This is a genomic window from Pseudonocardia sp. (assembly GCF_050246655.1).
Lineage (GTDB): Bacteria > Actinomycetota > Actinomycetes > Mycobacteriales > Pseudonocardiaceae > Pseudonocardia.
Genome location: NZ_JBFWVQ010000137.1, coordinates 1 through 13297, shown reverse-complemented (window position 1 = coordinate 13297; position 13297 = coordinate 1). Strand labels below are relative to the sequence as shown.

The 13297-nt window shown below is 73.5% G+C and carries 14 protein-coding genes; 8 read left to right on the top strand and 6 right to left on the bottom strand.

Annotation, left to right across the window (positions count from 1 at the left end):
* Nucleotides 1-40: 40 nt before the first annotated feature.
* The 3 genes from urtC to urtA form a co-directional block, all read right to left on the bottom strand.
* Nucleotides 41-1156, bottom strand: coding sequence for an urea ABC transporter permease subunit UrtC (urtC, locus tag AB7J25_RS27095; protein WP_428513548.1), 1116 nt, complete (start codon nucleotides 1154-1156; stop codon nucleotides 41-43).
* Nucleotides 1153-2037 (bottom strand): urea ABC transporter permease subunit UrtB, encoded by an 885-nt coding sequence (gene urtB, locus AB7J25_RS27090; RefSeq protein WP_428513546.1) that lies wholly within the window; start codon nucleotides 2035-2037, stop codon nucleotides 1153-1155. Before urtB ends, urtC begins: the two co-directional genes overlap by 4 nt.
* Before the next feature lie 88 nt (nucleotides 2038-2125).
* Nucleotides 2126-3352, bottom strand: a complete 1227-nt coding sequence (gene urtA / locus AB7J25_RS27085) for an urea ABC transporter substrate-binding protein (protein WP_428513544.1) — start codon at nucleotides 3350-3352, stop codon at nucleotides 2126-2128.
* Nucleotides 3353-3704: 352 nt separating this feature from the next.
* Here urtA and AB7J25_RS27080 point away from each other — a divergent pair, with 352 nt between their 5' ends.
* From AB7J25_RS27080 to AB7J25_RS27065, 4 genes are all read left to right on the top strand, one after another.
* Nucleotides 3705-4322 (top strand): precorrin-8X methylmutase, encoded by a 618-nt coding sequence (locus AB7J25_RS27080; protein WP_428513542.1) that lies wholly within the window; start codon nucleotides 3705-3707, stop codon nucleotides 4320-4322.
* Between the two features lie 38 nt (nucleotides 4323-4360).
* Nucleotides 4361-5302, top strand: a complete 942-nt coding sequence (locus AB7J25_RS27075) for a sirohydrochlorin chelatase (protein ID WP_428513540.1) — start codon at nucleotides 4361-4363, stop codon at nucleotides 5300-5302.
* Entirely contained in the window at nucleotides 5295-6494 is a 1200-nt protein-coding gene (cobA, locus tag AB7J25_RS27070; RefSeq protein WP_428513538.1) for a uroporphyrinogen-III C-methyltransferase, read from the top strand. Before AB7J25_RS27075 ends, cobA begins: the two co-directional genes overlap by 8 nt.
* Before the next feature lie 112 nt (nucleotides 6495-6606).
* On the top strand, nucleotides 6607-6864 hold the full coding sequence (locus AB7J25_RS27065; RefSeq protein ID WP_428513536.1) for a hypothetical protein: 258 nt from the start codon (nucleotides 6607-6609) through the stop codon (nucleotides 6862-6864).
* Between the two features lie 10 nt (nucleotides 6865-6874).
* Here AB7J25_RS27065 and AB7J25_RS27060 read toward each other — a convergent pair whose 3' ends face one another.
* Entirely contained in the window at nucleotides 6875-7357 is a 483-nt protein-coding gene (locus AB7J25_RS27060; protein WP_428513534.1) for an Hsp20/alpha crystallin family protein, read from the bottom strand.
* Nucleotides 7358-7496: 139 nt separating this feature from the next.
* Between AB7J25_RS27060 and metF the strand changes: the two genes are divergently transcribed.
* On the top strand, nucleotides 7497-8369 hold the full coding sequence (metF, locus tag AB7J25_RS27055; protein ID WP_428513550.1) for a methylenetetrahydrofolate reductase [NAD(P)H]: 873 nt from the start codon (nucleotides 7497-7499) through the stop codon (nucleotides 8367-8369).
* Between the two features lie 3 nt (nucleotides 8370-8372).
* On the opposite strand, the gene AB7J25_RS27050 is transcribed toward metF, so the two are convergent.
* Complete coding sequence (locus AB7J25_RS27050; RefSeq protein ID WP_428513532.1) at nucleotides 8373-9440, bottom strand: hypothetical protein; 1068 nt, start codon at nucleotides 9438-9440, stop codon at nucleotides 8373-8375.
* Between the two features lie 135 nt (nucleotides 9441-9575).
* On the opposite strand from AB7J25_RS27050, the gene AB7J25_RS27045 reads away from it, so the two are divergent.
* The 3 genes from AB7J25_RS27045 (at nucleotide 9576) to AB7J25_RS27035 (ending at nucleotide 13010) form a co-directional block, all read left to right on the top strand.
* Nucleotides 9576-11576, top strand: coding sequence for a sensor histidine kinase (locus AB7J25_RS27045; RefSeq protein ID WP_428513530.1), 2001 nt, complete (start codon nucleotides 9576-9578; stop codon nucleotides 11574-11576).
* Nucleotides 11567-12223 carry a response regulator transcription factor gene (locus AB7J25_RS27040; RefSeq protein WP_428513528.1) on the top strand — a complete coding sequence of 219 codons (657 nt, stop codon included), beginning with the start codon at nucleotides 11567-11569 and terminating at the stop codon, nucleotides 12221-12223. Before AB7J25_RS27045 ends, AB7J25_RS27040 begins: the two co-directional genes overlap by 10 nt.
* A gap of 115 nt (nucleotides 12224-12338) precedes the next feature.
* Nucleotides 12339-13010, top strand: a complete 672-nt coding sequence (locus AB7J25_RS27035; RefSeq protein ID WP_428513526.1) for a hypothetical protein — start codon at nucleotides 12339-12341, stop codon at nucleotides 13008-13010.
* 6 nt (nucleotides 13011-13016) lie between these two features.
* Here AB7J25_RS27035 and AB7J25_RS27030 read toward each other — a convergent pair.
* Nucleotides 13017-13297: vitamin B12 dependent-methionine synthase activation domain-containing protein (locus AB7J25_RS27030; RefSeq protein WP_428513524.1), on the bottom strand; the 281-nt coding region annotated here is incomplete at its 5' end.

Genomic DNA, 13297 nt, shown 5'->3' with positions numbered 1-13297 from the left:
CGGTCAGGTCGGTGATCTCGAGGTACTCGGCCTGCACGGTTCACTCGCCTCCGGTGGGCGCGGGCAGCGGTGCGCCGGTGGTCGGGGCGGTCCGCGCCTTCCTCGCCGGTCGCCACTGCGTCAGCAGCGACGCCAGCCCGCCCGGCAGGAACGCGATGACCAGCATGAACAGGAAACCCTGGAGGTAGATCCAGCCCGACGGGATGGCCTCGGAGAGCGTCGTGCCCGCCCAGGCGACGGCGATCGCCCCGAGGACCGGCCCGAGCAGCGTCGTCCGGCCCCCGATGGCCACGCCGATGAGCATCCCGATCGACGGCACGATGCCCACGTCGTTGGGCGAGACGATCCCGACGATCGGGACGAAGAGCGCCCCCGCCACCCCGGCCATCACGGCCGCGACGACGTACCCGAACGTCTTGATCAGCGCCGGGTCATAGCCGAGGAAGCGCACCCGTTCCTCGGCGTCACGGCAGGCGACGAGCAGCTCGCCGTAGCGGCTGACCATCAGCTGGCGCGCGATCGCCACCATCACGAGCAGTGTCGCGGCGGCGATGAAGAACAGCATCTGCTTGTTCAGCGGGTCGTAGAGGCTGAACCCGAAGAAGCCCTTGAAGCCGTTCAGGCCGGTGGAGCCGCCGGTGCTGGTCGGGTTGCCGATCAGCAGGATCGCGAACGCAGCGGCGAGCGCCTGCGAGAGGATCGCGAAGTAGGCACCCTTGACGCGGTTGCGGAACGTCGCGAGGCCCAGCAGCAGCGCCACCAGTGCGGGGATCACGAGAATCGCGACGACCGTGAACAGCGGCGAGCGGAACGGCTCCCACCACCACGGCAGCGACCGCGAGGAGATCAGGGCCATGAAGTCGGGGATCTTGCCCGGTCCGGCGTCGGCGAGCTTGAGGTGCATCGCCATCATGTAGGCGCCGAGGCCGAAGAAGACGCCCTGGCCCAGGACGAGCATGCCGCCGCGCCCCCAGGCCAGCCCGATCCCGACGGCGATCATGGCGAGGCAGAGGTACTTCGCGAGCAGGTTGAGCCGGAAGCCCGAGAGCATCGCGGGGGCGAGCACGAAGAGCACGAGCGCGGCGACGGCGAACATCGCGGGAACGAACCAGCGGCTCGTCCGGAACGAGGCCCACGTGCGCACGGCGGCGCTCACGCGAGGCTCCGCGACCGGGCGACGAACAGGCCCTGCGGCCGGACCTGCAGGAACGCGACGATCAAGGCGAACACCAGCACCTTCGCGATCGACGTCGTGGTCGTGTACTCGATCCAGGACTGCACCACCCCGAGCAGGAACGCGGCGATCACCGCACCCCGGATCTGACCGATGCCGCCGAGCACGATGACGAGGAAGGCGTCGACGATGTAGGCGGTGCCGAGGTTGGGCGAGATCGAGCCCATCAGCGTGAGCGCGACACCGGCGATGCCGGCGAGCCCGGAGCCGATGAAGAACGTGAGCCGGTCCGTTGCGCGGGTGGAGACGCCGGAGCTCTCGGCGAGCTGGCGGTTCTGCACGGTCGCGCGGATGCGCCTGCCCAGGCTCGTGTACTTCAGGCCGACCGCGAGCAGCAGGAACGCCGCGATCGCGAGGAACAGGATGAACACGCGGGTCTTGGGGAAGGAGAAGCCTGCGATCTCCAGCGGACCCGACAGCCACGCCGGGGCGGGGACGTCGACGCCCGCGGTGCCGAAGATGTCGCGGGTGACCTGCTGGAGCACCAGCGAGACCCCCCACGTCACGAGCAGCGTGTCGAGCGGGCGGTGGTACATGCGGCGCAGGAGCGTCGCCTCGAGGATCACACCGAGCACACCGCCCACGGCGAACGCGATCGGCAGCGACACCAGCAGCGACAGCCCGGCGTTGCCGAGGGCCAGCTGCATGACGTAGGCGGTGTAGGCGCCGGCCATGATGAACTCGCCGTGCGCCATGTTGATCACGCCCATCTGCCCGAAGGTGAGGGCCAGGCCGAGCGCGGCGAGCAGGAGGACCGAGCCGCCGCTCAGCCCGTTGAACAGCTGGGTGACCAGGATCTCCACGAGTCTCCCTCCGGGACGGGGTCGGGCGCGCCGCGTCGAAGCCGGCCCGGCCGGGTGGGGTGCCCGGCCGGGCCGACGACGGCGCGGGTCAGCCGGACAGGCCGGAGGCCCAGGGGTAGGTCGTGAGGTAGGGGTCGGGCTCGATCGGCGTGCCGGAGGTCCAGTCCGTGTAGATCAGCCCGTCCGGTCCGATCTTGCCGATCAGCGCGGTCTTGGCGATGTGGTGGTTGTCGCCGTTGACCGTGACCGTGCCCTCGGGGGCGTCGAAGCTGACGCCGCCCGCTGCGGCCTGCACCGCGGGCACGTCGAACGAGCCGGCCTTCTCGACCATGCCCTTCCAGAGGAAGAGCGAGGTGTAGGCGGCCTCCATCGGGTCGGAGGTGACCCGGTTGGCGCCGTAGGTGGTCTTGAAGTCCTGCACGAACGCCGTGTTCACCGGCGTCTCGATGGTCTGGTAGTAGTTCCAGGCCACCGGCTGGCCGACGATGTTGTCCACACCGATGCCGCCGACCTCCTCCTCGGCGATCGAGACGGACAGCACCGGCATCGCATCGGCGGTCAGACCGAGGTTGCGGTACTCCTTGAAGAAGGCGACGTTCGAGTCGCCGTTGAGGGTGTTGAACACCGCGTCCGCGTCCGCGTCACGCACCTTGGCGACGATGGTGGCGAAGGCCGTGTGCCCCAGCGGCGCGTACTCCTCGCCCTTGATCTCGATGCCGTTCGCCGCGGCGTACGCCTTGATGATCTTGTTGGCGGTCTGGGGGAAGACGTAGTCGGAGCCGACCAGGAACAGGCTCGTGGCGCCCTTCTCCTTGAGGTAGTCCAGCGCCGGGACGATCTGCTGGTTCGTGGTGGCGCCGGTGTAGAAGATGTTCTTGGACGCCTCGAGGCCCTCGTACTGCACCGGGTAGAACAGCAGCGCGTTGTTGCCCTCGAACACGGGGAGCATCGCCTTGCGCGACGACGACGTCCAGCCGCCGAACACCGCGGCGACGCAGTCGCTGCGGATGAGCTTCTCGGCCTTCTCGGCGAAGATCGTCGGCTCGGAGGCGCCGTCCTCGGCGACCACGGAGAGCTGCTTGCCCAGCACGCCGCCGCTGGCGTTGATCTTGTCGGCGGCCATCTTCAGCGAGTCGTAGACCGTGTTCTCGCTGATCGCCATGGTGCCGGAGCGGGAGTTCAGGAACCCGATCTTGATCTCGGATCCGGACGTGTCCACGCACGACGGGCCCGCGGCGGCGGCGCCGGAGTCGACGCGTGACCCACAGGCGGTGAGCGCGACGCCGAGGCCGATGGCGACGGCCGTGACGGCCATTCGGCGGAGGTGCGATCTGGTCAACGAGTGTCCCTTCGCAAGCGAGTGCGCGTTCCGGTGATCCGTGCGCAGGGGGATCGCACGTCGCTGTGCGGGGGGTGGTGGACCTGGTACCAGCGGGATCAAGCTAGGAACGGGTCGTTACGATCACGGGCCCATCGAGTGAACCTTGCATTGCCCGGACGAGTGATCAGGGCCGAAAAGATGCAAACCCTGCTCTGTTCGGGCGAGCTGGTGACTCGTCCTTGTGACACGCCCGTGACATGGTGGCCGCGGTCATTCGGCCCTGCTGTCGTCCCCGTCACGGTGCCGGGGCGGGGGACGCGAGCGGCGCGGAGGTTAGTCTCGAACCGTGAGCGGCCCCCCGCGCGCGGGCGCGCACCCGATCGAGGTCGAGTCCTACGCGATCCTGCGGGCGCGCCTGGACGTCTCCGACCTGCCGCCCCTCTGCCGGGCCGTCGTCGAGCGCATCGTGCACACCACCGCGGACGCGAGCTGGGCGGGCGAGCTCGTCTGCGACGAGGCGGCGCTGCGCGCCGGGCAGGCGGCGCTGCGCGCCGGGGCGCCGCTGGTCACGGACGTGCGGATGGTCGCGGCGGGGATCACCGCGTACCCGTCGGTCGTCGCGCTCGATCTCGCCGCCGGGCCGCCCGCGCCCGGCGACACGCGGTCCGCGGCCGGGATCCGCGAGGCCGTGCGCCGCCACCCCGTCGGAGCGGTGTGGGCGATCGGGAACGCACCCACCGCGCTCGCCGCGCTCGTCGAGGCCGCGGCGGCGGGGCTCGTCACCGCGCCGCTCGTGGTGGGGCTGCCGGTCGGGTTCGTCGGAGCGGTCGGGGCGAAGGCGGCGCTGCGGGCGTCGCGGCTGGGCGCGGTGTCGAGCCGCACGGAGCGCGGGGGAGCTGCGGTGGCGGCGGCCGCGGTGAACGCGCTGCTCTACGCCCCCGACCCGGCCGGAGCCCCGTCGTGACCCGTCGAGAACGACGTTCTGCAGCCGCAGAGGGCGATATGATCAGCACAACGTCGTTCTCGACGGGGGGACCGCGCCCGCCGCTGCTGCTCGTGGGCCACGGCACCGTCGACCGGACGGGGGTCGCCGAGTTCACGGCCTTCACCGAGCGGGTACGCGGCCTCCTCGCGGACCGCGGTGTGGACGTCGGCGGCGGGTTCATCGAGCTGGCGCTCCCGACCGTGCACGACGTGTGGCGCGGCCTGTCCGCCCGTGGCCACACCACCATGGCCGCCGTCCCGCTCGTGCTCGTCGCGGCGGGCCACGCGAAGGGCGACATCCCCGCGGCGCTCGCCCGCGAACGCCACCGCGACCCCCGCACCGACTTCGTCCTCGGCAGGCCGCTGGGCCCGCATCCCGTCCTGCTGGCGCTGCTGCAGGAGCGGATCGAGGCCGTGCTGGGCGGCTGGGACCCGGCCGACGTCACCGTGCTGCTCGTCGGGCGTGGCTCCACGGACCCCGACGCGAACGCCGAGGTCTGCAAGGTGTCGCGGCTGCTGCAGGAGGGGCGCGGCTACGCGGGCGTGGAGACGGCGTTCGTGTCGCTCGCCCGCCCCGACGTCCCCGCGGGGCTCGCGCGATGCCGGGCCCTCGGGGCGCGCCGCGTCGTCGTCGTCCCGTACTTCCTCTTCGACGGGGTGCTCCCGCGGCGCGTCGTCGATCAGGCCCTGGCGTACGGCGCGTCCCCGGACGGGGGCGAGGTCGAGGTGCGCGTGGCCGGGTACCTCGGGGACTGTGACGAGCTGGCAGGCCTCGTCCTCGAACGCTACGTCGAGGCGCTGGAGGGCGACATCCGGATGAACTGCGACACCTGCGTGCACCGCGTGCTCCTGCCCGGCTTCGAGGAGAAGCTCCACGCACCGCAGACCCCGCACCACCACCCCGACGACCCCGCGGGGCACGGACACGGAAACGGACATCACGGACACGGACATGGCTGATCCCTATCTCGCCGGCCTGCTGCTCGCGGGCCGCCGCGTCGTCGTCGTCGGCGGCGGGACCGTCGCGCAGCGTCGCGTCACCGGGCTGCTCGCCGCGGGCGCGGACGTCGAGGTCGTCGCGCCCGGGTGCACGCCCGCCGTGGAGGCCATGGCCGCGGCGGGGGAGCTGCGCTGGAGCGCCCGCGGCTATGCCGACGGCGACCTGGACGGCGCCTGGTACGCGGTGGCCTGCACGGACGACCCGGCCGTCAACGCCGCGGTGGGCGAGGAGGCGGAGCACAGGCACGTGTTCTGCGTGCGTGCGGACGACGCCGCCGCAGGTTCCGCCGTCACGCCCGCGGTGGGCCAGCACGACGGGCTGATGGTCGGGGTGCTCGCGGGCGGGAATCCCCGGCGCTCGGCGGCCGTTCGCACGGCCCTGGTCGAGGCCCTGCACGCGGGGCTGGTGGACGACACCGCCGATCCCGTCACCCCCGGGGTAGCGCTGGTCGGCGGTGGCCCGGGCGATCCCGAGCTCATCACCGTCCGCGGGCGGCGGCTGCTCGCCCGCGCGGACGTCGTCGTCACCGACCGGCTCGGGCCCCGCGACCTGCTCGACCAGCTCGGGCCGCACGTCGAGGTGATCGACGCGTCGAAGATCCCGTACGGGCGCGCGATGAACCAGGCCCGGATCAACGAGCTGCTCGTCGAGCACGCGCAGGCGGGGAGGTTCGTCGTGCGGCTCAAGGGCGGGGACCCCTACGTCTTCGGGCGCGGTTTCGAGGAGGTGCTCGCCTGTGCCGAGGCGGGCGTGCCGGTCACCGTCGTGCCCGGCGTGACCAGCGCGTTCGCGGCCCCGGCCGTCGCGGACGTGCCGGTGTCGCACCGGGGGGTCGCCCACGAGATCGTCGTCGTGTCCGGCCACGTCGCGCCCGGCGACCCGCGCAGCCTCGTGGACTGGGCCGCCCTCGGGCGGCTGCGGGGCACGGTCGTCCTGCTCATGGCCGTCGAGCGGATCGGGGCGTTCGCCGCCGCGCTGATGGACGGCGGCCGCGCCCCCGGGACGCCCGTGGCGGTGGTGCAGGACGGCACCATGCGCATCCAGCGCAGCGTCCGGGCCACACTGGCCACGGTGGCGCAGGTGGTGCGGGAGCGGGAGATCCACCCGCCGGCCGTGGTCGTCGTCGGCGAGGTGGCCGGACTCGCCCCCTGACAGCGAGTTGCGCATCCCGTCGCCGCGAGTTGCGCATCTCGTCAGGGCGAGTCGCGGGATCCGTCGGGTCGGGTTCCCCCGTTCGCCCGCCCGCGCGCCCGGCGCCTGGTGCATGCGCTGCATCCCGGTAGACGTCGTCGGCGGGACGCTCGCCGTGGCCACGGCGGGCCTGCTCGCCGCCGCGCTCGCCGAGCCGCTGGCGCCGGCCTTCGCGGTCTCGCTCGTCCCCTACGTGGCGGGGGTGGACGATCCGCTGCTCGCCGCGCTGTACGTCGGGCTCGGAGCGGTGGCGCTGCACCTGCTCGCTGGTGCGGCGCTGCTGCGTCGGGAAAGGGTGCGGGGCCGACCCGGGTGGGTCGGCCCCGCGTGAGGCGAGTGGGTCAGGCCTGGGGGGTGTCGGCCTTCCGCTCCTCGCCGGCCTCGACCGCCGCGGGGGCGGCCGTGGTGATCGCGATGCGCCGGGCGTCGGCGCTCGCGTGGGCACCGGCGACGCGCACCGTCAGGACACCCGCGTCGTAGGACGCGGAGACGTCGTCGGCGGTGACGTGGCCGGGCAGGGTGAACGAGCGCCGGAAGCTGCCGTAGCGAACCTCGCGCAGGCCGCCCTCGCCGTTGCGCTCGTCGCGCCGCTCGCCTGCGACGACCAGGCGGCCGTCCTCGACGTCGACGGTGACGTCCTTCGCGATGTCCAGGCCGGGCAGCTCGAGGCGGACGACGGCGTCCTCACCGTCGCGGCTCACCTCGGCGGCCGGGACGAAGCCCGGGCGTCGCTGCGGAACCGCGATCGGGCCGAAAGCCCGGCGGACGATGGTGTCGAAGTCCGCGAAGGGGTCGCGGCGTCCCCACAGGGTGATCGTGTTCATGGGTTCCCTCCTGATGACCGATCGTGCAGTACCTCACTCAACATGAGCCGACCCGACTCAATTCCCACCATCTGGACACGGTGTGTGTCCTGTCCCACGCGCCCCCGGTGATCGTCACCGTTACCCTCGACGGGTGCATGTGACCGACAGGCTCAGCCGCGACCGCCCGACCTTCTCCGTGGAGTTCTTCCCGCCCAAGGACGAGGACGGCGAGACCGAGCTCTGGAAGGCGATCGACCGGCTCCAGTCCCTGGACCCGGCGTTCGTGTCGGTCACCTACGGCGCGGGCGGCGGCAGCCGCGACCGCACGATCCGGACCACCTCGCGGATCGTCGCCGACACCGAGCTCGTCGCGATGGCGCACCTCACCGCCGTCTCCCACAGCGTCGACGAGCTGCGCGCCGTGCTGCGCGCCTACCGCGACGCCGGGATCGACAACGTCCTCGCGATCCGCGGCGACCCCCCGGGCGACCCGCTGGGGGAGTGGACGCCGCACCCGGCGGGCCTCAGCTACGCGGGCGAGCTCGTACGGCTGGTGAAGGAGGTCGATCCCGGGTTCCAGGTGGGGGTGGCGGCCTTCCCGTACGGGCACCCGCGTTCGGAGGACGTGGACTCCGACCTGCGCCACCTCGTCGCGAAGATCGACGCGGGCGCCGACTTCGCGATCACCCAGCTCTTCCTGGAGCCGGACGGCTACCTGCGGCTGCGGGACCGGCTCGCCGCCGCGGGCTGCCACGTCCCGTTGCTCCCCGGGATCATGCCGCTGACCTCGGCGCGGACGCTGCGCCGCGGCCCGGAGCTCTCCGGGGCGCCGCTGCCCCCCGGCCTGGAGGAGCGCCTGGCGCCGTACCTGGACGACTCCGTGGCGTTCCGGGCGGCCGGCATCGACGTCACGACGGAGCTGTGCGCGGCCCTGCTCGCCGAGGGCGTCCCGGCGATCCACTTCTACACGCTGAACCGGTCCACGGCGACGTCGGAGATCGTGCACCGGCTGGGGCTGGTGGAGAACTGACCGTCAACGGGCACAGTCGTAGGTCAGGGCGATCTCGGGCCCGAGGTCGACGACCTCGAAGTTCTCCGGGCCGATGTCGCTGAAGGACTGCGCGTCGATGCCGAGGTCGGCCCACTTCGCGTCGGTGTGGCGGTCGTCGGCGAAGGTCAGGGCGATCTCGCCACCGTCGGACAGCAGCATGCCGTGGGTCTTGAGGGCCTTCAGGACTACCCGCTCCGCCGCACCGAACGCGCTCTCGTCGAACGACGCCGCCAGCCGCAGCCGCACGCCGTAGGGTGGCGCGTCCGGGTTCTCGCTCGTCGGGCCGCCCGCGTGGCCGGCGGGATGGACGAAGACCCCGGCCTTGATGCGGTCGTTGGGCAGGACGAAGCGCAGCGCGTGCGGTATCTCGCCCGTCGCGACCTCGTCCGCGGTGGGCAGCAGGCCGGCGATGGGGAAGCCGGCCGCGTCGGCCGAGGTGCACTGGTCGCCGCGCATCCCGTCGGGGTAGGTCCTGGCGAGGTCCCAGACGAAGGCGCCGAGCGCGGTGAAGGTGGTGTCGTCGCCCGTGGCGTTGTACAGCTCGTAGAGCTTCTGCTCGTCGGTCGCGACGACCAGGACGTGGCAGTCGTCGACCGTGGTGTCGCAGGTGTAGTCGGAGCTGCCTTCGGTGTTGCCGTCGGGCGGGATCGGCATCTGCAGCGGGACGGGGTCGCAGGCCGGGCCGTCGTAGCAGTAGCCGTCCGCGGGTGCGGTGATCGTCCGGCGCGGGGTGGCGGCGTCGGCGCGCATGAGCGGGATGGCGAAGTCGGCCTGCAGCCGGTTGCCGTTGCCCCAGCCGCCCAGATCGACGAGAGCGGCGACGATGGCCGCCGACCGCGGCGATGCCGGCAGCGTCGAGACGTCCTTCGTCCATGCCTCGGGGGCGGTGAAGAGCCCTGCTCCGCCGGACGGGCGGGGCGACTCGCCCGGCGCGGGCGGGCTGTCCACCGCGCGGAGACCGTGGCCGGCGCAGGCGGCGAGCGTCGCCACCAGAGTGCCGGCGAGCACCGCCACGGCGACCCTCCGGTGAACGAGCCGGGCCCTGGCCACGGCGCGCACTGTACCGGCGGCCCGGCGCCAGTCGCCCGGCGTTGCAGTGCTGGTTGCAGTGCTGGGGTTGTCGCCGCGCCGGCCTACGTGGCAGCACTGTTTCCCACACCCGCGGGAACCGGCACACTGCCGCACGTGCGGGTGGGACTGCTCGTCGCCTCGCTGACCGGGGCGGGCGCCGCGCTGGCGGCCGCCGCGACGATGGCGCACGCCGTCGTGAGCCCGGCGCCCGAGGCGGGCGTGGCCCAGGCCGCGATGCTGGGCGCGCCGGTGCTGGCCAGCGCGCTCGCAGGGTGGGTGATCGCCGTGCGCGCCCCCGGTAACCGCGTCGGCGGCCTGCTGCTGGTCAACGCCTGCGTGCTCGCCCTCTACGGGGCCGCGCTGCACGTGCGTGGTCAGGGCCTCGCGACGGCATCCGACGCGCCCACGGCCCCGCTCACCGCCTGGGCGGCGCTGTGGGTGCACAGCGGCTGGCCGACGTTCTTCGCCGGGTTGGTCGCGCTGGCGTTCCTGTTCCCCGACGGACGCCTGCCCTCGCCGCGGTGGCGCCCGGTCGCGGCGGCGATCGCGCTGTACATCGGCGGTTACCTCGTGCTGGCCGCATTCGACCCGCGCCCCTACAGCCCGCCGTTCGGCGCCCTGCCCAAGCCGCTGCCGGTGGCGGACGTCGCCGAGGCGGTGCTGGTCGGCGACTGCCTGATCCTGGCTACGGTGCTCGTCGCGGTCGCCGCGGTGGTCGCGCGCTACCGCGGGTCCAGCGGCCTGGCCCGCGTGCAGCTGCGCTGGTTCGCGCTCGCCGCGGTGCTCGTCCCGGCGACGTGGGTGGTGTGCACCGTCGAGTTCGTGGTCACCGGCGCCGTCGGTGAGTGGACCTTCCTCGCGACGTCGGTCACGCTGATCGCCGTCGTCGCCGCGGTCACGGTCGCGGTCCTGCGCCATCGCCTCTACGAGATCGACGTCCTGATCAACCGGACCGCCGTCTACGCCGTGCTCACCGGGCTGCTCGCGGTCGTCTACGCCTCGATCGCGTTGGTGGCGGGCGTCGCGGTGGGCACGGGCTCCCGCTGGACTACCGCGGCGGCCACACTCGCCGTCGCACTGGCGTTCCGGCCGCTGCGGGCCCGGGTGCAGCGGGTGGTCGACCGCCGCTTCGACCGCGACCGCTTCGTCGGGCTGCGCCGCGCCGAGCGCTTCCTGGCCGACGTGCGCGCCGGGCGGGCGGAGCCCGAGCAGGTCGGCCGCGTGCTCGCCGACGCCGTGGGTGACGACGGCGTCGAGCTGTACTACCGGCTGCCCGACGGCGCCTCGTCGGACGGCCCCGGGTTCGCCGACGCGGACGGCACCGAGCACCGGGAGCTGCCTGCGGACGGCCGCGAGCGCACACCCGTGCGCAGCGGTGCGCAGCTGCTGGGCGTCGTGCTTCACCCGCCGTCGGAGCGGCCGGCACTGCTGCGCGAGGTGCTGGAGACGCTCGGGCTGGCGATCGAGATCGCCCGGCTGCGGGTGGAGGTGCGCCGGCAGCTGGCCAGGGTGCGCGACTCGCGTGCCCGCATCGTCGCCGCCACCTACGCCGAGCGACGGCGGATCGAGCGCAACCTGCACGACGGCGCGCAGCAGCGGCTGGTGTCCGTGGGGCTCACGCTGCGGCACGTGCAGCACCGGTTGTGCCCGACCGGTGGTGACGCCGCGCTGCTCGACGGCGCGGTGGCCGAGGTGGGTGCGGCGATCGAGGAGCTGCGCGAGCTGGCCCGCGGGCTCGGTCCGGCGGTGCTGGACCGCGGCCTGGCCACTGCGCTCGCCGACCTCGCCGCCCGCGCACCCCTGCCGGTGCACGTCGACGCCGCGGTGGAACGGCTGCCCGGCGATGTCGAGGCCGCCGCCTACTTCCTGGCCAGTGAGGCCCTCACCAACGTGGTCAAGCACGCCAACGCCACCGCGGTGTCGCTGTCGGCGGGTCGCGAGAACGGTCGCCTGCGGATCGTCGTCATCGACGACGGCGTGGGCTGCGCCGGCCTGCGCCCTGGCTCGGGGCTCGCCGGGCTGGCGGACCGGGTCGATGCGCTGGGCGGGCGACTGGAGATCGACAGCGCGCCCGGGGAGGGGACGCGGGTCGCCGCGGAGCTGCCGTGCGGGTGATCATCGCCGAGGACCAGCTGCTGCTGCGGGAAGGTCTCGCCCGCCTGTTCGCCGACGCCGGACACGACGTGGTCGGGACGGCGGGTGACGCCGCGGGCCTGCTGTCGATGGCCGCGGCGCTGGGTCCGGACCTGGCCGTCGTCGACGTCCGCATGCCGCCGACATACACCGACGAGGGCATCCGCGCCGCGGCGACCATCCGGGCCGAGCACCCGTCGGTCGGGGTGGTGGTGCTGTCGCAGCATGTCGAGACCGGCGGCGTCGTGGGGCTCGCCTCCGCGGGCGGCTTCGGCTACCTGCTCAAGGACCGGGTGCTCGACGTCGCGGAGTTCCTGGCCACCGCCGAGCGGGTGGCCCGTGGAGGCGCGGCCCTGGACCCGCACGTGGTGGCGACGCTGCTGGCGCCGGGCGGCGGGGACGCGCTGGCGGCGCTGTCCGAGCGGGAGCGCCAGGTCCTCGCGCTCGTCGCCGAGGGCCTCACCAACACCGGGATCGCGCGCCGGCTCGTGCTCACCGGCCGCACCGTCGAGACGCACGTGCGCAACGTCCTGGCCAAGCTCGACATCCCCGACGGCGACGACAGCCACCGCCGCGTGCACGCCGTCCTGGCCTACCTGCGGGCCGCCCGCCCTCCGTGGCAGTACTGACCGCGCCTGGGTGCCGGCACCGTCCGAGGTCCGGTGCGAGCCCGGATGTCGCCGGGCGCCGCGGTTCCTAGCGTGGCCGGTGCCGGGAGGTGCCCGGCACCGAGAGGGGGACGACATGACCACGAACCACCCGGCCGTCGACGTCGGGACCGCCCGCCGCGCAGGTCTGACGACGCGATGGCCCTGGATGCTGCTCGCCGCCGGGGTCCTCGGCTTCCTGGGCAGCCTGCTGCACCCGATGGGCGACCCGACGCTGACCGGGGACGCCGCGCTGGCCGCCGAGGTGGGCGACCCGCTGTGGGTGCCGTCGCACGTGCTCATCCTGGCCTTCACGGTGCTGCTCGTCCCGGGGCTGCTCGGCCTGGCCCGCAGTGGTGCGCTGTCCGGGCGGGCGCGGACGGCCGCGCTGGTGGCGATGGGCGCCGCGGTCCTGTGGGTGGTGGAGAGCGTCCCGCACCTGCTCGCCGTCACCGACCACCACGCCCTGCTGACCGGGCAGCCGGCGCCGCTGGTGACGACCCACCTGGTCGGGGCCTCGATCGTGTACCCGCTCGCGGGGTTCTCGATCGCCGCGCTCGCCCTGCTCGGCGGGCGCCGGCTCGCCCACCCGGTGCTGAACGCGCTCGGCGCGCTCGGCTCCGTCGCGTTCGGGATCGCGCCGATCGCCTACGACGTGCTGGGGATCACGGAGGCGGGCGACCTGTTCGCCGGCTCCCTGCTGCTCACGGCATGGATCGCCGTGGTCGGGGCGACCGCGCTGGTCCGGAAGCGGTCGGCCGCGTCCTGAGCCTGCCTACCCGGCGTTGAAGTACTTCGCCTCCGGGTGGTGCGCCACCAGCGCGTCCGTCGACTGCTCGGGGTGCAGCTGCAGCTCCTCGGAGAGCTCCACCCCGATCCGGCCCGGCCGGAGCAGGTCGACGAGCTTCGTGCGGTCCTCCAGGTTCGGACAGGCCCCGTAGCCCAGCGAGTACCGGGCGCCGCGGTAGCCGAGCTTGAAGAACTCCTCGACGTTCTCCGGGTCCTCCGAGGCGACAGTCGCGACGCCCTCGCCGGGGCCCCAGGTCAGCTCCTCGC

What these genes read in the sequence shown, in the direction of transcription:
- urtA (WP_428513544.1), bottom strand. Translation starts at nt 3,352, where the DNA reads ATGGCCGTCACGGCCGTCGCCATCGGCCTCGGCGTCGCGCTCACCGCC.
- AB7J25_RS27075 (WP_428513540.1), top strand. Translation starts at nt 4,361, where the DNA reads ATGATCAGCACAACGTCGTTCTCGACGGGGGGACCGCGCCCGCCGCTG.
- cobA (WP_428513538.1), top strand. Translation starts at nt 5,295, where the DNA reads ATGGCTGATCCCTATCTCGCCGGCCTGCTGCTCGCGGGCCGCCGCGTC.
- AB7J25_RS27065 (WP_428513536.1), top strand. Translation starts at nt 6,607, where the DNA reads ATGCGCTGCATCCCGGTAGACGTCGTCGGCGGGACGCTCGCCGTGGCC.
- AB7J25_RS27060 (WP_428513534.1), bottom strand. Translation starts at nt 7,357, where the DNA reads ATGAACACGATCACCCTGTGGGGACGCCGCGACCCCTTCGCGGACTTC.
- AB7J25_RS27035 (WP_428513526.1), top strand. Translation starts at nt 12,339, where the DNA reads ATGACCACGAACCACCCGGCCGTCGACGTCGGGACCGCCCGCCGCGCA.